Below are 20,976 nucleotides of genomic sequence, written 5' to 3' on the forward strand. Positions count from 1 at the left end.
AGTCATTTACACAAAATTATTGACACTCCCCTTGCAAACTATAGGCGTAACAATTTATATAACTATTTCATCATATATTTAGTCGAATTATCTGAGGTTTAGATAGATTAGTTCAAAATTTATTTAATGATACGACATTTACCACTTTTCAAGTCGATAGAGAATGAACATAAGGGAAAGTATCAATATATATAATCATTTATATCTTAATGTAAAGGATAAAAAGCCGTAAGAGAGAAATTAAAGCAAAGATAAAAATTTCACAACAATGCTTACTGTTGTAGAAATGGTAGGTGTCTGACATAAGGAAGAAGGTTAAGAGATGTATTTGATAATTAAGAGAGTGATTGATATTGTTTTGTCCACTTTAGGTTTAGTTATTCTATCTCCATTATTTATATTGTTAATGATAATGATAAAAATCGATTCAAAAGGGCCGATTCTGTTTAAACAAAATAGAATAGGCATACATCAATCTCAATTCAAAATTTTAAAATTCCGGACAATGAGAATAGATACTCCACAGAATATCCCGACACATCTTTTCGATAATCCTGATCAATATATTACAAGACTAGGTAAGTTCTTAAGAAAAACATCACTTGATGAATTGCCTCAAATTTGGAATATATTTGTTGGACATATGAGCATAATTGGACCGCGTCCAGCACTTTGGAATCAATACGATTTAATTGAAGAAAGAGAAAAATATCGTGCGAATGATATTAAACCGGGTTTAACAGGTTGGGCACAAGTTAATGGAAGAGATGAACTGCCTATTGAACACAAAGCAAAGTTAGATGGGGAATATGTGAGGAAGCTTAATTTTTGGACGGATTGTAAATGTTTTTTCTTAACTATTATAAATGTAGTAAAAAGTGATGGAATTATAGAAGGTGGGCAAGGAGAAAAAGAAGATTTTCAGCATGAAACGAAGAGATTAAAGGCTAAGTAGTTTTAGATATAGGAGGCTTAAGTATAAATGAACTTACTAGTCATTTGCCAATATTACTACCCAGAGCCGTTTCGAATTACTGATATTTGTGAATCACTAGTTGAGAAAGGCCATGATGTGACCGTTTTAACTGGTCTTCCAAATTATCCAGAAGGTAAAATACTTGAAAATTATCGTAGAGGAAAAAAAAGAAATGAAATAATTAATGGTGTAAAAGTTGTTCGAACTTTTGAAATAGGTAGAGGGACCACTAAGTTTCAACTTTTCTTAAACTATATTAGTTATACATTATCAGCCTCTATAAAAGCTTTTAATCTAAAAGAAAAATTTGATGTAGTGTTGGTGAACCAACTTTCGCCAGTCATGATGGCAATTCCGGCAATAGTTTATAAGAAAAAATATAACAGGAAGATTCTACTTTATTGTCTAGATTTATGGCCAGCTAGTTTAATAGCAGGTGGAATAAAAGAAGGTTCAATATTTTATAAGCTATTTTTTATAATATCGAAATGGATTTATAGTTCAGTAGATTCAATAGCAGTTACATCAAGTATGTTTAAAGAATATTTTAAAAGCAAATTATTTATGAATATAGAAAATATACAACATATTCCACAATATGCAGAAGATATATTTGCTGAAATAGAGGAAAAAAAGGAAAATAGAAAATTTAACTTTGTATTTGCTGGAAATATAGGAGAAATGCAAAGTGTAGAAACAATTGTAAAAGCAGCAAATGAAATGAAAGAAAAAAATAACATTATGTTTCATATAGTAGGCGATGGATCAAAATTAGAAGAATGTATTGTACTTAGTAAAAAATTTAAACTGAACAATATTATTTTTTACGGTAGAAAACCTATCAATGAAATGCCCCAATATTACAGCTTTGCAGATGCGATGTTGATAACATTAAAAAATGATAAAACTATTTCGTATACACTACCGGGAAAAGTACAGTCTTATATGGCAGCACATAAACCTATAATTGGTTCGATTAATGGGGAAACGAGACGAGTTATAAAAGAGGCAGGTTGCGGATATTGTTGTGATGCAGATGATTATAAAGAATTATCAAAAATAATCTTGGAATTCTGTGATAGTAATCAACAAAAATTGATGGGGGCAAATGGATACGATTATTACATTAAAAATTATAGCAAAAAGAGTTTTATATCGACTTTAGAAGAATCATTAATAAAATTAGGGGGCTGAAAAATGTTCAAAGGCAAAACATTGTTGATTACGGGTGGTACAGGTTCCTTTGGTAACGCGGTAATGAAACGATTTTTAGAAACTAATATAAAAGAAATCCGTATTTTCTCCAGAGATGAGAAGAAACAAGAGGACATTCGAAAGCAATATAAAAGCGACAAGCTGAAGTTCTACTTAGGTGATGTAAGAGACATAGCGAGTGTGAAAAACGCGATGCATGGAGTAGATTATATTTTTCATGCAGCAGCATTAAAACAAGTACCATCTTGTGAATTTTTCCCTCTTGAAGCAGTAAAAACAAATGTACTAGGAACAGATAATGTTTTGACAGCTGCTATTGAATATGAAGTGGCGAAAGTAATCTGTCTTTCAACAGACAAAGCAGCATATCCCATTAATGCGATGGGAATCTCGAAAGCCATGATGGAAAAAGTATTTGTGGCTAAATCTAAAACAGTAAAACCAGAGAAAACACTCATTTGTGGAACTAGATATGGTAATGTGATGGCTTCGCGAGGATCCGTTATTCCGTTATTTATAGATCAAATTAAAAACGGACAGCCATTAACTTTGACTGACCCTAATATGACAAGATTTTTAATGAACTTAGAGGAGGCAGTCGAACTAGTTGTCTTTGCATTCCAACATGCAGCTGCGGGAGATATCATGGTTCAAAAATCACCAGCGAGTACTATTAGAGATTTAGCACAAGCCATAAAAGAACTTTTTAATGTTGACAACGATATCAAAATAATCGGTACCCGACATGGTGAGAAGCAATACGAAACACTTTTGACCAAGGAAGAATATGTAGTTGCGGAAGACTTAGGGGGATTTTTTAGAGTTCCAGCAGATCAACGAAATTTAAACTATGATAAATACTTTGTTGAAGGTAGTAAAAAGCTAACGAAAATAGAAGAATACAACTCTAATAATACACATATTTTAAACATTGAAGAAATAAAAGAAAGACTGTTAAACCTAGACTATGTACAAAATGAACTCAAAAAGTGGAATAATGAAATTCATTTACTCAGATAAAGGTGGAATGATTATATGAAGATTCTTGTCACAGGTGCTAAGGGATTCATAGGAAAAAATCTAATTGCTGAGTTAAAAAATAAGGGCTATAACGATATATTACAAGTTACTAGAGAAAGTGATAGTACTTATCTTGAACAATGTACGAAAGAATGTGATTTTGTTTTCCATCTAGCAGGTGTGAATAGACCCAAAAATAAGCAAGAATTTATAGAAGGAAATTTATATTTAACTGCCCAATTAATAGAATTGTTGAAAAAACATAAAAACAAAGCACCTATTCTTTTCACCTCTTCCATTCAGGCTGAAATAGATAATCTTTATGGCAAAAGTAAGAGAGCTACTGAAGAGCTACTACTAGAATACTCTGAGAATGAAGGAGCAGAAGTTTTTATTTTCCGTTTAGCAAATGTATTCGGTAAATGGAGTAAACCAAACTACAACACAGTGGTTGCAACATTCTGCCATAACATATCTAGAAATATAGATATTGAGATTACGAATCCTGAAGCGGAGCTAACTCTATGTTATATAGATGATGTAATAGATGAATTCTTGAAAATACTAAAAGATACGAATACTGTTCAAGATAATTATTGCGTGATCCCTGTAACGTATAAAGTTAAACTTGGAAAACTAGCAGATCTTATAAGAAGTTTTAAAGAAAGTAGAACGAATTTGACGATTCCTAATATGGAAGACGCATTAACGAAAAAGCTTTACAGTACGTATTTAAGCTTTTTACCAGAAAAAGAATTTTCTTATAATTTAAAGATGAATACGGATCATCGTGGAGCATTTATAGAATTTTTAAGAACACCTGAAAGAGGTCAGGTCTCTGTTAATGTTACAAAACCGGGAATAACAAAAGGCAATCACTGGCATCATACAAAAAACGAAAAATTTTTAGTTGTTAGTGGAAATGGATTGATTCGTTTTAGAAAATTAGATTCACAAGAAATCATTGAATATCGAGTAAGTGGAGAAAAACCAGAAGTTGTAGATATTCCTGTTGGGTATACACATTCAATTGTTAATGTAGGAGACAGTGACTTAGTAACCATTATGTGGGTAAATGAATGCTTTGAACCTGATAAACCTGATACGTATTTTTTGGAGGTTTAGCTGATGAAAAAATTAAAAGTTATGACCGTCGTTGGAACTAGACCTGAAATCATTAGACTATCATCCGTTATTTGTAAATTAAATGAATCAAAAGCAATTGAACATACGCTTATACACACAGGACAAAACTATGATTATGAATTAAATGACGTTTTCTTTCACGATTTCAACTTAAAAAAGCCGGATTTTTTCTTAAATGCTGCTACAGGAACAGCTGTTGAAACAATCGGCAATATATTAGTGAAAATTGATCCCATCTTAGAAGCAGTAAATCCAGATGCTCTTTTGGTATTAGGTGATACCAACAGCTGCTTATGTGCTATAGCAGCAAAAAGAAGACATATCCCAATTTTCCATATGGAAGCAGGAAACAGATGTTTTGACCAAAGAGTACCTGAAGAAACCAATCGGAAAATTGTCGACCATATTGCTGACATTAACCTAACCTACAGTGATATTGCGAGAGAATATTTACTAAGAGAAGGGCTGCCAGCAGATAGAATCATCAAAACAGGAAGTCCTATGTTTGAAGTGCTTCACTCAAGAAAAGAGGATATTGAAAAATCAAATGTCCTCGAAAAGTTAGATATTGAAGAAGGAAAATATTTTGTAGTATCAGCCCACAGAGAAGAAAATATCAATTCAGAAACAAACTTCACGGATTTAGTAGAAACCATCAATGCAGTTGCAGAAAACTATCGCTTACCAATCATCATCAGCACACACCCCAGAACAAGAAATAAGATGCAGGAAAAAGAAATTGAATTTCATCCATTCGTTAAAGTCTTAAAACCACTAGGGTTTAATGATTATGTCAAACTTCAAACAAAAGCAAAAGCAGTACTTAGCGATAGCGGAACCATTAGTGAAGAATCATCCATCTTAGGTTTCAAAGCCCTTAATATAAGACAAGCACATGAAAGACCAGAAGCAATGGAAGAAGCTTCTGTGATGATGGTTGGGCTAAAGAAAGAACGAATCTTACAAGGATTAGAGATACTAGAACAACAAAACATAAATACATTTCGACCAGTTAGTGACTACAGTATGCCGAATGTATCGGAGAAAGTGTTAAGAATCGTTTTATCGTATACAGATTATGTGAATCGGGTTGTATGGGGTAAAAATTTATGAAAGTATTACAGATAAACTCAGTTTGTGGGATAGGGAGTACTGGAAGGATTGCAACGGATATCCATCATATTTTGTTAGAACAAGGACATGAAAGTTATATCGCGTATGGTAGAGGGCAAGCGATAAATTGCGAAAATGCTATTCGAATTGGGACTGAATTTGATAATTATACTCATGTTGCTTTAACACGGTTATCTGATAAACATGGATTTGGATCGAAGAAAGCAACTAAGGATTTTATAAAAAAGATTGTAGAAATTAATCCAGATGTTATTCATCTACATAACATTCATGGATATTACATCAATATGGAACTGTTATTTGATTATCTTAAAAAGGTCGATAAGCCTGTAATTTGGACATTACATGATTGTTGGGCGTTTACAGGTCACTGCACACATTTCGATTTTATTCAATGTGAAAAGTGGAAGACAGGATGTCATTTATGCCCACAAAAAAGCGAATATCCATCTAGTTTTCTATTAGATCATTCTAAAATGAATTATACAAAGAAAAAAGAGATATTTACCGGTGTAAAAAATCTTACCATCATAACTCCATCTAAATGGCTTGCTAATTTAGTGAAAGGTTCCTTTTTAAAAGAATATCCGATTAAAGTTATCAATAACGGTTTAGATTTAGAAAAATTTAAACCTACAATAAGTGATTTTCGAATGAAATATAATATAGAAAAAAAGTCTATCATATTAGGAATAGCTAATGTATGGAATACTAAAAAAGGAATTGAATACTTCTTAAATCTTTCAGAAAAAGTTACTAAAGATAAAGTGATTGTTTTGGTTGGATTAACAAAAAAACAAATTGAAACTCTACCGCAAAACATAATTGGAATTAGAAATCTTCAAGATGTTAAGGGATTAGTGGAAATTTATTCAGCTGCAGATGTGTTTGTAAATCCAACATTAGAAGAGGTGATGGGAATGACCAATATCGAAGCATTAGCTTGTGGTGTGCCTGTAATAACATTTGATTCTGGAGGATGTTCAGAAAATATAGATGAAAGGTGTGGCATATTAATCAAAAAAGAAAATAGAGATCAATTAAGTAAAGCGATAGAAAATCTGCTTCACAAAGGGAAATCTAGTTATTCTAATAATTGTTTGAAAAGAGCTCAATTATATTGCAAAAAGGATAAATATAATGAGTATATCTCCACTTACATAAATAGTATCTAATAGAAGAAGGTGATTCAGTATGTATTATGCTATTTATGCTTTTGGTCTTTTTTTTGCATTTATAAATGGTAAAAGTAAAATGATTTTTTTATTCTTTCTATCATTTTTATCGTTAGTTGCTTTTTTTCGATATGGCGTAGGACCTGATTATTTTGCATATCAATATTTATTTAATAGATTAAACATATCTCCAATTAACGAGTTTTTACATGGTGTTGATCAACAGGAAATTTTCTTTAGAATTTTCGGCTCATTCTTAAAAGGATTAGGTTTTTCCTACCAACAATATCTTATAGTGATTGCAATTATTAACTTGTATTACATTAGTAAAATATGCTTGAAGTATAGTGATAATCCAGTACTTTCCTTATTGCTCTACTTTTGCTTCTATTATTTTGTTTGGACATTTAGTGGATTAAGACAAGGACTTACTTTAGCAATAGGGATATATTACTTAATTCAATGTATCGAGAAGGATAAAGTAATAAAGCTAATAATAATAACCTTATTATTAGCATTAATACACTTATCATCTATCATACTAATACCCTTATATTATATTTCTAAAATAGATCTTAAGAAAAAAACGCTTATATATTTAGTGGTATTTAGCATTCTTATATCCTTGTTACCAATTGGTCCATTAATAAGTCAATTAAATGGAATACCTTTTATTGATAGAATATTACCTTATACAACACCTTATTCCGGAGTAAATAATATACTTGATTTTCAAAGTGTTATCAGAATCTTGTTTTTAATAATTGCCTTTTTCTATTACGATTTTTATATATCAAAGGGTGAGCATTCAAAACAATTAATTAATATTTACATCCTAAGTTATTGTTTTTATTTTATATTTAAATTCTCTGAACTTTCAGCAGCAAGAATTGCTCTTTATGGAGGGGTTTTAAATATAATATTATTCACAAATTTTTACTATCTATATAAAGATAGAATGAATAAATTAATTTATTCTATATGTTTAATTATTTTAAGTGTACTTTATTTAACGAAAGAGTTAAATTCTCTAGAAAGGCTTACAGGATTAGACTCAGTAGAGTCTTTTCAAACTCCGTATACAAATATATTTAATAATAATGAATACTACTTTAAAAATAAATATATTAAAATTTTAGATTAATTAACTCAGGGAGAAATTTATATGAAAATCAGTGTTATTATTCCGGTTTATAATGTTGAAGATTATTTAGCTCAATGTATAGAGAGTGTCTTAATGCAATCCTATAATAATTTGGAAGTTTTATTAATAAACGATGGATCTACGGATAATAGTAAAGTAATATGTGAAAACTATGCCCAAAAATATCGTTGCATTAAATTAATAAATAAAGAAAACGGGGGCCTATCTGATGCTAGAAATGTTGGAATATTAAACGCTACTGGTGATTATTTAATATTCATAGATTCTGATGATTATTGGGCAGAAGATTTTTTATATGACTTAGTTGAAATATTAATAAACTCTACTACTTTAGATTTTATTTTTTTTAAATATAAAATATTGTACCAGCAAAGAAATATAGTAGTAGAATCAAATATTAAAATCAGTAGGAAAATAAGAAATACAGATGGTAAAACTTTTCTTGAATACATTTTTACGCATAACAAAAACTTTAATTGGTATGCTGTTCTATACCTTATAAATAGAAAATTTATTCTTCAAAATAAGTTATTTTTCGAAAAAGGAAAACATTACGAGGATGTTCTTTGGACACCTCAGCTATTTTTAAAAGCAAGAAAAGTAAGATTTTACGATAAATCATTATATGTTTATAGACAAGAAAGAAGCGGAGCTATTACAACTAACTTAACAAATAAAGATATCAATGACGGAATTCTAATCTCAAAGTTTTGGTATGAAGAACTTAAAAAAAGAGTAATTAATAATAATCTTAAAATTCAGTTATTAAATAATCTTTGTACTCGCTATTTTGTTGCAATTTGGTTTTCTGGAAAATTCACTAACATAGAAAAAAATAAAACGGTTAAATTATTACAAGAAAATCGAGCTGTTTTAAAATGCGGAAAAGGAATTATTAAAAAGGTGACAGCTTTAATATGTGGAGTTTTAGGATTTAGAGTTTGTATGACATTGTTTGAATACGTTTTATTGATCAAACAAAAATTTACCAAACAAAAAATAACTTAATTATATTGAGCTTAATAATATCATGAATCAGGGAGAGTATTATAAATGGAAAATATTTTAGTGAGTATTAACTGTATAACGTATAACCATGAAAAGTATATAGCTGATGCACTTGACAGCTTCTTAATGCAAAAAACAAATTTTAAATTTGAAATTTTAATTTATGATGATGCATCTACAGATAGGACTGCAGAAATTATTCGAAAATACGAAGAAAAATATCCGGAAATTATAAAACCTATATATCAATTGGAAAATCAGTATTCAAAAGGTGTTTCAATTGAAATGTTTAATATAAATAGAGCCAAAGGAAAATATCTCGCCATTTGTGAAGGTGATGATTTCTGGATAGATCAGTATAAACTTCAAAAGCAAGTGGACTATATGGAAAAACATCCAGAATGTAGTTTATGCGTACATGCTGGTAACATAGTTTCTGCTTTAGATAAAAAACTTATTGCTAAATATCATTCACATAAAGGAAACAAAATCTATAAAGTTTCTGAAGTGATTGAAGAAGGGGGAGGTCTTTTTCTAACCAACTCGATGTTTTGTTTAACAGAATTGGTACTTAATAGACCTAGATTTGTTCAAATTTCTCCAGTAGGAGATTATCCATTAGCTATTCATTTAGCGTTATTAGGGAAGGTATATTATATAGATGAAATTATGTCAGCATATAGAATTGGAGATGAGGAATCTTGGACTATGTTAAATTTCACTAACTTGGAAGATAAGAAAGATCACTTTAAGAATATTGAAAAAATGCTACATGAATTAAATCTATATACAAATTATCAGTATCAAAAAATAATAGAAAAAACAATACTTAAAAATCGCTTTTTTCTTTTAGTAGAACAAAGAAAATTTAGTGAATTAAAATCTAAAGAACTATTTAGCATATATTCAAATTTGAGTATAAGAAGAAAGTGTATCATTTTAATGAATCAATATTGTCCGTCTTTTCTGAATTTCCTTAAATTTATCAGAAGGCGGTTGGTCAAGTGGGCTATATGGTAACAAAATCAAAAGTTATATCTTCTTTAATATGGAGAATTTTAGAAAGAATTGGAACGCAAAGTATCCAATTTATAGTAGTTATTGTACTAGCACGTTTTTTAGGACCAGATCAATTTGGGTTAATCGTATTGGTAATGGTTTTTGTAGTTGTTGGAAGAGTTTTAGTACAAAGTGGCTTTAATACCGCTATTATTCAAAAGAAAGATGCTGATATTATTGACTTTTCTTCAGTATTTTATTTTAACATCTTTATAGCAACCTTACTTTATATATTTCTTTATACTACTGCACCATTAATAGCAACTTTTTTTGATCAAAAGGATTTCATTATTGTACTTAGAGTACTCTCGTTAATACTTTTTTTTGGAGCATTAAATTCTATTCAAATTGCAATTATTGCTCGTAATCTGCAGTTTAAAAAGCTTTTTGTTAGTAGTCTTGGTGCAATTATAATTTCTGGGCCGGTTGGAATCGTCATGGCATATTTAAATTTTGGAGTCTGGGCTATTGTAGTACAACAATTATCAAATCAATTTGTTCTTACTTTAATATTATGGATTGTCCTTAAATGGAGACCTCAACTAGTTTTTTCGTTTGAAAGAATTAAAAATCTCTTTTCTTTTGGTTGGAAGCTTTTAGTTTCTGATTTACTAGACACACTATATATAAATTTACAAAGTTTAATAGTGGGTAAATTATTTAGTCCGACTACACTTGGATTTTACAATAGAGGAGAACAATTTCCAAACTTGCTTGTAAACAATATAAATGGTTCAATACAATCCGTAATGTTGCCAACCTTATCGTTCTTTCAGGAAGATAGAAAAAGATTAAAAGATATCGTTAGAAGATCTATTGTCACCGGAACATTTATTATTTTTCCAGTGATGATAGGACTTGCTGTAATTGCAGATCCACTGATTGAGATTTTATTAACAAATAAATGGTCTAAAGTTGTTCCATATCTTCAAATCTTCTGTGCTGCCTATGCTTTATTGCCAATTCATACAGCGAATTTACAAGCAATAAATGCTCTAGGACGCAGTGATGTATTTTTGAAACTAGGAATTATCAAAACAATCGTATCTTGTATAATTTTAATTATTTGTATACCCTTCGGTGCTCATGTAATGGCATTAGGAGTGATTTTGAGTAGTGTTATATCATTTTTTATTAATGCTAGTCCTAATGTTAAACTTCTTAATTATAGTATTCAAGAGCAATGTAAAGATATTATTCCTTCGTTAATTTTATCTTTAATAATGGGGGGGATAGTATATACAATTCATTGGGCCAGTTTGAATCCTATAATAATGCTACTTGTTCAAATTACAATTGGGATAATAATTTATGTTGGTTTATCAATCATTTTTAAAGTTGAATGTTTCTCATATCTTATAAAATCTTTAAAAGAGGTACTTGCAAACAAAAAAACAAAATTAATAATTGAAAAAGAGGCGAATTAAAATAAAAAGATTATTAATGCTTGGTGGTTCATATATTCAGATTCCAATTATTAAAACTGCAATTGAAATGGGGCATTATGTTATTACATGTGATTATTTAGAAGATAATCCTGGTCATAAATATGCTCATGAATATTATAATGTCAGTACGACTGATAAAGAAGGAGTACTTGCTTTAGCAAAATCATTAAACATAGATGGAATTGTTTGTTACGCATCAGATCCAGGTGCACCAACAGCAGCATATGTAGGAGAGCGCTTAGGATTGTCATCTCAACCATATAAATCAGTTGAAATATTATCTATGAAAGATAAATTTAGAGAATTTCAAAAGAAAAATAATTTTAATGTCCCCAAATCACAAGGATATAGCTCCTTGAAAGAAGCAATGTCAGATCTTCATAAATTTAAGTTTCCTATTATGATCAAACCAGTTGATTCTTCAGGTAGTAAAGGAGTCTCAAAAATAGATTCAATGGAATTTTTTAAACAGAAAGTAGAATATGCTTTGAGTTTTTCAAGGTCTAAGCGTTTTATTGTAGAAGAGTATATTGAAAGTAAAGGTAATTTTGTTTCAGGAGATGGTTTTTCGGTTAATGGAGAACTTGTATTTAGAAGTTTTGCAAACACAATATTCCCTAAATCAGGATTAAATCCATTTGTTCCAATTGGTTCTAGTTGGCCAAATTATTTACCTGAACAAGTTCAAAATAAAATTCATGATGAAATTCAGAGACTCCTAAATTTACTAAAATTGAAAACAGGCGCATATAATTTTGAAATTATTGTTGATAATTTAGGTAATGTTTATTTGATGGAAATTGCAGCTCGTAATGGTGGAGAATGGGTTTCTCAAACTACAAAGTATGCAACTGGAGTTGATTTATTGGAATATACAATAAAGGCAGCATTAGGAGGAAATTGTAGCGATTTAAAAATGGCCCCATCAAAAGGTTATTGGGGCATGTATATTCTTAATAGTCAACAAACAGGTATTTTTAAAGAGGTTTGGTTAAATGAAGCTTTGAAAAATAATATTGTTGAATTTGAATTAGTGGTACAGCCAGGAGATTATATTGAGGCTTTGACAGGTTCCCATCAAAAAATTGGATTAATGATTTTGAAGTTTACTTCAATTGAAGAAATGCAAGAGAAGATGGAGAATATCACTGATTTGGTTAAAGTAATATTGAATAATCATTAATATTATATAGAATATGAGGTGATAACATTAATGTTCACTCCTATCCAAGTAACAAAATCCTCAATTCCACCTTTTGAAGAATATATAGAAGAAATAAAAGATCTGTGGGAGACACATTGGTTGACGAATATGGGGGCGAAACATCAAGAGCTTGAACAAAAACTATTAGATTATTTAAATGTGCCAAACCTTTCTCTTTTTTCTAATGGTCATCTTGCATTAGAGAATGCACTTTCCGCATTTAATTTAAAAGGAGAAGTTATCACGACACCTTTCACCTTTGCCTCCACAACACACGCTATTGTAAGAAATGGCCTGAAGCCTGTATTTTGTGATATTAACCCCGAAGACTACACAATCCAAACAAATCAACTAGAAAGCTTAATAACAGAAAATACATCAGCAATTGTTCCAGTTCATGTGTATGGGAATATTTGTAATGTTGAGGATATAGAAAGACTCGCACGAAAATACAATTTAAAAGTCATCTATGATGCAGCGCATGCATTTGGTATTACATATAAAGGAGAGAGTGTTGCTAATTTTGGTGATGCCTCCATGTTTAGTTTCCATGCAACAAAAGTGTTTAACACCATTGAAGGAGGGGCGTTAACTTTTAAGGACCCTCAGCTTATACCAGTATTAAATGCATATAAAAACTTTGGGATAACAGGACCAGAGTCTATCGAGTATGTGGGTGGCAATGCAAAAATGAACGAATTTCAAGCTGCGATGGGACTTTGCAATCTTCGAAATGTCGAGAAAGAAATACAAAAAAGAAAATGTGTATATGAAAGATATATAGAGCAACTAAGTGAAATTAAAGGAATTAAATTCCCGTTTATTCAACAAGATGTAAAAAGTAATTATGCTTATTTCCCTGTTGTATTTGATAATTATAAATTTTCTAGAGATGAAGTATGGGAGCTGTTAAAAGAACAGGATATTTTTGCTAGAAAATATTTTTATCCACTTACAAATAGTTTTGAATGTTACAGAAATAGATTTAATCCGAATGATACACCCGTTGCAAACTATATAGCTGACCGAGTATTAACGTTACCGCTCTATGCTGATTTTGATTTAGAAGATGTTGATCAAATTTGTAGAATCATAAAAGGGGGAAGTACTAGATGAAAGGGATTATATTAGCGGGAGGATCTGGTACAAGACTATATCCTTTGACAAAGGCTGTATCGAAACAAATGCTTCCTATATATGATAAACCAATGATTTATTATCCCTTATCGGTTCTTATGTTAGCTGGTATTACAGACATTTTAATTATTTCAACTCCTCGAGATATCGTTAGTTTCCAAGAACTTTTAGGAGATGGCACATCACTAGGTATCAACTTGACTTATGAAGTGCAGACAGAACCAAATGGCTTGGCTGAGGCATTTATTATTGGGGAAAAGTTTATAGGTAATTCACCAGTAGCATTAGTCTTAGGTGACAATATATTTTATGGCTCAGATTTTGGTAATCGACTTCAAAGAGTATCAACATTAACAACTGGTGCCGTTATATTTGGCTGTCATGTAAAAGATCCAAGTGCTTATGGTGTAGTTGAAGTAGATAAAGATAGAAATCCTATTTCAATAGAAGAAAAACCTGAATTTCCAAAATCCTCTTATGCGGTGCCAGGATTATATTTCTTCGATAATGATGTAGTGAGTATTGCAAAAAATGTACAACCATCGGCCAGAGGTGAAAAGGAAATTACGTCAATTATTGAGCATTATTTAAAAAGTCAAAAGTTAAAAGTAGAGGTTTTAGGAAGAGGACTTGCTTGGTTGGATACAGGTACTCACGAATCTCTTCAACAAGCATCTAATTATGTGGAAGCTATTCAAAAAAGACAAGGAATGTACATTGCGTGTATTGAGGAAATTGCTTATAGAAGAGGGTATATTACGCAAGAACAATTACTTGCGCTTGCAAAACCCCTTATGAAAACAGAGTACGGACAATATTTAGAAGAGATTGCACTGCAATCATCTGGAAAAATATTAGCATAAGCATAAGCCGTTTAATCGGAGGTGGATTTGATGAGAAAAAAAATACTCATTACTGGCGGTGCAGGATTTATCGGTGGAAATTTTGTACAATATATGGTTAATAAATATCCTGAATATGAAATCTACAATTTAGATTTAATGACTTATGCAGGAGACTTAACAAAGCATCAATCCATTGAGAAAATGGGGAATTACCATTTTGTTAAAGCTGATATTACAGACGTAGATACAATTATTCCTCTATTTGAAAAAGAGAAATTTGATTATGTCGTTCATTTTGCAGCAGAAAGTCATGTGGACCGGTCGATAAAGAATCCAGGAATTTTTGTTCAAACAAATGTAGTGGGAACTCATGTTTTACTAGAGGCAGCAAAAGAGACAAAAGTTCAGAAATTTGTTCATATATCCACAGATGAAGTATATGGGCAGTTAGACTTGAATCCCACATCATATTTCACAGAAGATACGCCTTTACAACCTAATAGTCCATATAGTGCCAGTAAAGCTTCATCAGATTTGCTAGTACGTTCTTATCACGAAACATATGATTTACCGATAAATATTACACGTTGTTCTAATAATTATGGACCGTTTCATTTCCCAGAAAAGCTTATTCCATTGACAATTACTCGAGTATTGAACGATCAAAAAGTTCCCATATACGGAGTAGGAAATCATATTAGAGATTGGTTACATGTATATGATCATTGTAAAGCGATTGAGCTAGTTTTGCATAAAGGCATCAATGGAGAAGTTTATAATATCGGTGGTCATAATGAACGAACAAATTTAGAAGTGGCAAAAACGATTATCCATACGCTTGGAAAATCAGAAAAGTTAATAGAATTTGTGCCAGACCGGTTAGGACATGATTTACGTTATGCAATAGACCCCACAAAAATAAAAAGACTTGGATGGGAACCGACATATACATTCGAATCAGGTATACAACAAACGATTAACTGGTATTTAGAACACAAATACTGGTGGCAGAAAATTATAAGTGGAGATTATCGTAACTATTTTGATAGGCAATATTCTTTATAAATGAGTGTGGAATATAGAAAAGTAAGTAATAATACAAATTTCATTTAAAATAGTGTAAAATCATTACATTGCTATATTAGAATAATTAAGGAGAAAAAAGCATGACAGGAAACACTCACATCTTAGGCGGCATTGCATCAAGTCTTGCTTTTGCACAAATTACACACTATGATCCAATAATATTAGTTGGTGCAAGTGTATTTGGCGCGTTACTTCCAGATATTTGTCATACAGGCAGTAAAATAGGAAGGACATTTCCTATCATTTCAAAAATCGTAAACACACTATTTGGTCACAGATCTATTACGCATAGTTTACTTTTTTTGATTCTTATAATATTGCTGATGACAAGATATATTTCAAACGATTCAATTATAGCGGGGATTTTAATTGGTATGGTCAGTCACTATATTTTAGATATGTTCACCAAAAAAGGGATTATGTTATTGTTCCCACTGAACATAATGGTGCGATTTCCAATAACAACACGTACAGGAAGTAAAACAGAAAATGTTGTTGCTTTTCTATTATCTCTACTTTGTCTATATTTAGGGTTTGAAACGATAAAACATTCAATTTAATCCAGTTTGTTAAAGATTCAAATGAGATTCATCTAAAATAATCAATGAAAAATTGCTAATCAAAAAGACATTTTTACTTAGTTTAAAGTGTCTTGAGATTTAGCTTTTTTTATGGAAACTATTACTCTATTAAAAGTAAGTGAATACTTACTTTTTTATTGACTTTTAAAGGAGAAAATAGTAATAATAAAATTGTAATGATAATATGCGTTCAAAAGGAGATCATTTATATGAATTTCAAAAATGTAACTGTAGCAGGTAGTGGTGTTCTAGGAAGTCAAATTGCTTTTCAAACTGCATTTCATGGCTATAATGTAAGTGTTTATGATATTAATGATGCTGCATTAGAAAAAGCAAAAGAACGTCTAACTGGTTTAAAAGATACTTATGCAACATATTTCAATGATGCAAAAAAAGCAGCAGAAGCACTTGAACGTTTTACATTTAGTTCAAATTTAAAAGAAGCTGTCAAAGATGCAGATTTAATCATCGAAGCAATTCCAGAATTAGAAAAGATTAAAATTAAATTCTATCAAGATTTAGCAACTGTTGCGCCAGAAAAAACAGTCTTTGCTTCTAACTCATCAACAATGGTTCCTAGTCAATTTGCTGAATATACTGGTCGCCCAGAAAAATTCTTAGCATTACATTTTGCGAACGAAGTATGGAAAAACAATACTGCTGAAGTAATGGGACATCCAGGAACAGACAAAAAATACGAACAAGAAGTGATTGATTTTGCAAAATCAATTGGTATGATTCCTCTTCATATTCTTAAAGAACAACCTGGCTATATTTTAAATTCTTTATTGGTTCCATTTTTAAGCGCTGGTCAAGCATTGTTAGCGAAAGGTGTGGCTGATCCTGAAACAATAGATAAGACATGGATGCTAGCAACAGGAGCACCATTAGGACCTTTTGCTATTCTAGATGTTGTTGGATTACAAACTGCATATAATATTGTTGCTACAGAAGCAAAGCATAATCCAGCAGTACAACCTATAGCTGATATGTTGAAAACTCAATTTATCGATAAAGGGAAAATGGGAAAAGCTACAGGGGAAGGTTTCTACAAATATCCAAACCCAGCATATTTAGATCCGGATTTCTTAAAAGCATAAGATTTGAATTTGTTAGAGCATAATATTAGCCATTTGATAAAGTATTTACTTTATTAAATGGCTTTTTTACATAATGGGAGACTGAATTCAGATTCTACTAAAAGATCATTGAAAAATTTCTCTTCGAAATATCGAAAATATTTCCTAGGGAATAATTATTATTAAAATTCAGAAAAATGAAGTATTTTGTCAAAATGCGTACATTGTTGTCGTAAGGGTGTTTGAATACTAAGACACTTCGAAAAACAAATCAATACTCAGCTGTAACTATAAGGGGATAAGACCTGAACTTTATGATTGGTTCAACTGACACACAATGGATGAAGACGAAATATCCACTGTGTGATGTTTTATTCTTAAATATGCATTTATAAGGGGAAATTATTTATTTTAATAAAAGCATTGCTTTAGAACGTGAATTGACACCTAATTTACTATATATATTTGTTAAATATACACGAACAGTACCTTCAGAAAGATAAAGCTGATTGGCGATTTCTTTATTTGTTGCACCTTTAGATAGTAAAGTTAATATTTCCATCTCGCGCGATGTAAGTGATTCAAATCGATGATCTGATGAATCAGAACTTTCAAGCAAATAATTTACGTATGAAAGAGGCACCTTATTCTCATTTATACTTTCCGTTGTTTGTCGCATTTTTAAATATTCTTTTAATATGGGCAAACAGTCTTTTTCATCTAAAAAAGAACGAATATAATTATTAGCTAAACCATATTTTAGCGCTTCATGTATAGCTACGAAAGAAGCTTCAACATTTCCAAGAGCTTTTTCACAAATAGATTCTAGTATAAAGGCTTCAATAATAGTTGAGATTTGTCCTTCTTGCAATGCTTTAGCCTTAACAGGTAATATCATATTCAAAGCATCATTAGTTTGAGATTTGGCCATTAACAAATTTAGAAGTGGCAAGCTCTTTTTCTGCTTGAAGAAGGTTTCCTTCAAGTATAAAACACTTTGCATTCATAGTTTGTAATATATGAATCCAATGTTTTTCTTGTACAAGTTCCATTGCGTTTGTCAATAATAGATGTGCAGAAGAAAAGTTATTGTTCTTTATATATATTTGTGCTTTTAGGAGATACATAGGTATAAATAGTCCAGGATCATTATTGCGAAGACCAGATTCTAGAGCAATTTCTAATTCTTCAGATGCTAATTCAATAGCATTGACTTCATACATAGTCTCAGCTGACAAACCATAGCCAAAAACAGTCATATGCTGATCTTTAAACTCAGATTCTCTCATTAAGTTTGAAAAAGCAATGGCATCGTCATTTATTTGAATCTTTCCTTTTGCACCGATACTTGTTCGTAAAATTTTGTGTTCAAAAGTATTATATTGAATCCGTATATTGTCCCATCTTGAACTTACTAACCCTTTTTTCAATTGCCTTTGAATAATCGCTAACGCTTGTTTAACATCACCTGCTGACGAAATGATCGCATAAGCTTTCACTGTTTCGAAAATACTAGCAACTCCTAGATTTTCTTCTTGTTCCATCCAATTTTCGATTTGTTGTCTCATCTCTAGTTCAATTATTAATATGGCAGCTTCTTCATATTGAAAAGCAGAAATAAGTGCTATTATATCCATTACAAAAATTTCAATCGGAATAGAGTAATTGTTGTTTTTCATAATCCGTACCCAGTTAACAAGAGTAGATGTTTGTCCCAAAGTAAAAATATCAACAAGATATTCTATAATCCACGTTGAAGCTAACGAAAAGTTATTATTTTTTAATAATAATTCAATAGCAGAGATGTAATATCCATTGCGATATAAAATGTCGGCAGCATGTTGAATTATCGTTTGGATTTTTTCTTCAGTATACCTTTTTTTAAACTCTATTTGTAATGCTTCTGCAAATAAATGATGGTATCGAAAAACAGGAGGGTCAGCGTTTAAACGCACGATGAAAAGACCCATCTTTTCTAAATCTGAAAGTATGTTCAAGCTATTCGTTTGATTGGTAAAATTATTACAAACATTCGGGTCTAAAGAATCTAAAATTGAAGTTTGTAAGATAAAATCTTGTAAGTCCTCTGGAAGACTTTTTAAAATATCATCCAATAGATAATCGAATATATATGGATTAGCACCAGTAAAATCATCAAACTTTATTTCATTTGATGAAGAGCTCCTCATTGAAAGTTCAGCTAATTGTATTCCAGCTATCCAGCCTTCTGTCTTTTTTAAAATTATCGGTAAAATAGATGAATTGGTCATCAATAATTTTTTCTTCTCATAAAATTGTTGTAGTTCTTCATAATTAAAACGAAGAAGTTCCATCCCAATTTCTCTGTACCATGGCTTGGTCGTCCATCTAGCTATAGGAAGATGAGGGATCTTTGATCTAGTTGTTATAAAAACATGAACATTTTCAGGCAAATACTCGATGAATTGTGTTAGCATCGAATGAATAGTCTCATTTTTAATTAGATGATAATCATCGAGAATCATGGAGATTTTTTGATTAATATTGCTAATTTCACTTATAAAAGAATCTATTAAGGACTCTAAATTGGATGGATCTTGAGAAGATAATAGTGAGGAGAGTTCTAAATTGATATCAGTTTGTGTAACTTCAGAAAGCGTATTAATAATATATTGCCAAAATCGCATGGGGTCATTATCTGCTGAATCAATCGATAACCACGCTATGGTTGTATTAGTTTTGCGTAACCATTGACTTAATATTGTTGTCTTTCCATATCCTGCAGGTGCGCGTAGTATTGTCAGTTTTTTTGCATAATCATTATTAAGTATTTTATATAATCTATCACGATCAACAGCGTCTTCAAGTGGGGTAGGCATAGTTGTTTTAGACCTTAACCAGATTATCTGCATAAAGGTTCCTCCTAAAATTTGGCTGAGTTATAAATATATATGTTTTTACTATATTCAAATTAATAATATATTTTTTACCACTAAAATACAATAAATTACATATAAATATTTGTAAATTTAGTAGAATGTTGTCGAATAAATGAGGCCTTTATGAGTATGCTAATCTGTTAATAATGTTTGAAATTCTATATTATAATTTTGAATTATTTCATAATTATTGGAGATTTAATACAGCACTATTCTATTTTAGTTTTTCTCTTATAAAATATTTTCATAGGGCGTTCTAGAGGGGTAATGTTGATAATGAAGTAGCTGATGATGAGCAATAATATAACAAATGCATAAAGAAGCATACTTTTTGCATCCGAATGGTCAATAATTACAAGTCGAATCATTGCAGTTATACCGATATAGATGAAATACCGTAGTGGGAAGTGATAGTCCTCTTTGAAGTATTTAACAATCATGGTGATAAACTCAAAGTAGAGAAAGAAGATTAAGATGTTCGCAAAAAAGACCTCATGTTCGTGAGTGGTCTTATGATGACTGAAAAGTATTTCGAAAAAAACAATAAGTTCTTTAACCATTAAAATGGCTAAAAATAAGGCTAATATGATCAAACAAATATTGAGAAACCATTGGAGTATTCTTGGAACTAGATGTTGCATTTTTAACATAATCTCCTTAGACTTTTCCATTCGCATCCCCCGTTTCGATTAATAATCTCTTAGAATCTACTATTGAAGTTATTACCTTATATGTTAATTATACAAAATTATTCTAAAAGGAAAAAGGATTATATATAAA

At 30.7% G+C, this 20,976-nt stretch carries 19 protein-coding genes; 16 read left to right on the forward strand and 3 right to left on the reverse strand.

What is annotated here, in order from left to right; genetic code table 11:
• Window positions 1–322: 322 nt before the first annotated feature.
• The 16 genes from CW357_RS15055 to CW357_RS15130 all read left to right on the forward strand — a co-directional run bounded on the left by CW357_RS15055 (window position 323) and on the right by CW357_RS15130 (window position 17,299).
• On the forward strand, window positions 323–955 hold the full coding sequence (locus CW357_RS15055; protein WP_119416713.1) for a sugar transferase: 633 nt from the start codon (window positions 323–325) through the stop codon (window positions 953–955).
• A 27-nt stretch (window positions 956–982) separates the two neighbouring features.
• Window positions 983–2,170 (forward strand): glycosyltransferase family 4 protein, encoded by a 1,188-nt coding sequence (locus CW357_RS15060; protein WP_124218473.1) that lies wholly within the window; start codon window positions 983–985, stop codon window positions 2,168–2,170.
• A 3-nt stretch (window positions 2,171–2,173) separates the two neighbouring features.
• Window positions 2,174–3,211 (forward strand): polysaccharide biosynthesis protein, encoded by a 1,038-nt coding sequence (locus tag CW357_RS15065; protein ID WP_124218474.1) that lies wholly within the window; start codon window positions 2,174–2,176, stop codon window positions 3,209–3,211.
• 15 nt (window positions 3,212–3,226) lie between these two features.
• A complete protein-coding gene (locus CW357_RS15070; RefSeq protein ID WP_124218475.1) occupies window positions 3,227–4,336 on the forward strand; it encodes a polysaccharide biosynthesis C-terminal domain-containing protein in 1,110 nt (369 codons plus the stop codon).
• Between the two features lie 3 nt (window positions 4,337–4,339).
• Window positions 4,340–5,470 (forward strand): non-hydrolyzing UDP-N-acetylglucosamine 2-epimerase, encoded by a 1,131-nt coding sequence (wecB, locus tag CW357_RS15075; protein WP_124218476.1) that lies wholly within the window; start codon window positions 4,340–4,342, stop codon window positions 5,468–5,470.
• Entirely contained in the window at window positions 5,467–6,666 is a 1,200-nt protein-coding gene (locus CW357_RS15080) for a glycosyltransferase (protein ID WP_124218477.1), read from the forward strand. The genes wecB and CW357_RS15080 overlap by 4 nt, the downstream gene beginning before the upstream one ends.
• Before the next feature lie 19 nt (window positions 6,667–6,685).
• A complete protein-coding gene (locus CW357_RS15085) occupies window positions 6,686–7,810 on the forward strand; it encodes an EpsG family protein (protein ID WP_119416719.1) in 1,125 nt (374 codons plus the stop codon).
• A 21-nt stretch (window positions 7,811–7,831) separates the two neighbouring features.
• Window positions 7,832–8,839: a glycosyltransferase gene (locus CW357_RS15090; RefSeq protein WP_119416720.1), complete on the forward strand. Its 1,008-nt coding sequence runs from the start codon at window positions 7,832–7,834 to the stop codon at window positions 8,837–8,839.
• 45 nt (window positions 8,840–8,884) lie between these two features.
• On the forward strand, window positions 8,885–9,859 hold the full coding sequence (locus CW357_RS15095; protein ID WP_124218478.1) for a glycosyltransferase: 975 nt from the start codon (window positions 8,885–8,887) through the stop codon (window positions 9,857–9,859).
• Window positions 9,853–11,325, forward strand: a complete 1,473-nt coding sequence (locus CW357_RS15100) for a lipopolysaccharide biosynthesis protein (protein WP_241155122.1) — start codon at window positions 9,853–9,855, stop codon at window positions 11,323–11,325. Before CW357_RS15095 ends, CW357_RS15100 begins: the two co-directional genes overlap by 7 nt.
• A 67-nt stretch (window positions 11,326–11,392) precedes the next feature.
• The gene (locus CW357_RS15105) at window positions 11,393–12,529 is read left to right on the forward strand and encodes an ATP-grasp domain-containing protein (protein WP_199670763.1); all 1,137 of its coding nucleotides are present in this window, start codon (window positions 11,393–11,395) and stop codon (window positions 12,527–12,529) included.
• Window positions 12,530–12,559: 30 nt separating this feature from the next.
• A complete protein-coding gene (locus tag CW357_RS15110; protein ID WP_119416724.1) occupies window positions 12,560–13,666 on the forward strand; it encodes a DegT/DnrJ/EryC1/StrS family aminotransferase in 1,107 nt (368 codons plus the stop codon).
• On the forward strand, window positions 13,663–14,550 hold the full coding sequence (gene rfbA, locus CW357_RS15115; RefSeq protein WP_119416725.1) for a glucose-1-phosphate thymidylyltransferase RfbA: 888 nt from the start codon (window positions 13,663–13,665) through the stop codon (window positions 14,548–14,550). Before CW357_RS15110 ends, rfbA begins: the two co-directional genes overlap by 4 nt.
• Before the next feature lie 27 nt (window positions 14,551–14,577).
• Window positions 14,578–15,597, forward strand: coding sequence for a dTDP-glucose 4,6-dehydratase (gene rfbB, locus CW357_RS15120; RefSeq protein ID WP_119416726.1), 1,020 nt, complete (start codon window positions 14,578–14,580; stop codon window positions 15,595–15,597).
• 101 nt (window positions 15,598–15,698) lie between these two features.
• Window positions 15,699–16,178, forward strand: a complete 480-nt coding sequence (locus CW357_RS15125) for a metal-dependent hydrolase (protein ID WP_124218480.1) — start codon at window positions 15,699–15,701, stop codon at window positions 16,176–16,178.
• Between the two features lie 230 nt (window positions 16,179–16,408).
• Complete coding sequence (locus CW357_RS15130) at window positions 16,409–17,299, forward strand: 3-hydroxyacyl-CoA dehydrogenase (protein WP_124218481.1); 891 nt, start codon at window positions 16,409–16,411, stop codon at window positions 17,297–17,299.
• A gap of 385 nt (window positions 17,300–17,684) precedes the next feature.
• On the opposite strand, the gene CW357_RS15135 is transcribed toward CW357_RS15130, so the two are convergent.
• The 3 genes from CW357_RS15135 to psiE form a co-directional block, all read right to left on the reverse strand.
• Window positions 17,685–18,230 (reverse strand): helix-turn-helix domain-containing protein, encoded by a 546-nt coding sequence (locus CW357_RS15135; protein ID WP_164489621.1) that lies wholly within the window; start codon window positions 18,228–18,230, stop codon window positions 17,685–17,687.
• Window positions 18,190–20,169, reverse strand: coding sequence for a winged helix-turn-helix domain-containing protein (locus CW357_RS15140; RefSeq protein ID WP_124218483.1), 1,980 nt, complete (start codon window positions 20,167–20,169; stop codon window positions 18,190–18,192). The genes CW357_RS15135 and CW357_RS15140 overlap by 41 nt, the downstream gene beginning before the upstream one ends.
• A 236-nt stretch (window positions 20,170–20,405) precedes the next feature.
• The gene (gene psiE, locus CW357_RS15145; protein ID WP_119416730.1) at window positions 20,406–20,867 is read right to left on the reverse strand and encodes a phosphate-starvation-inducible protein PsiE; all 462 of its coding nucleotides are present in this window, start codon (window positions 20,865–20,867) and stop codon (window positions 20,406–20,408) included.
• Window positions 20,868–20,976: the final 109 nt, after the last annotated feature.

The sequence above is a fragment of the Rummeliibacillus sp. TYF005 genome (assembly GCF_003844195.1).
Classification (GTDB): domain Bacteria; phylum Bacillota; class Bacilli; order Bacillales_A; family Planococcaceae; genus Rummeliibacillus.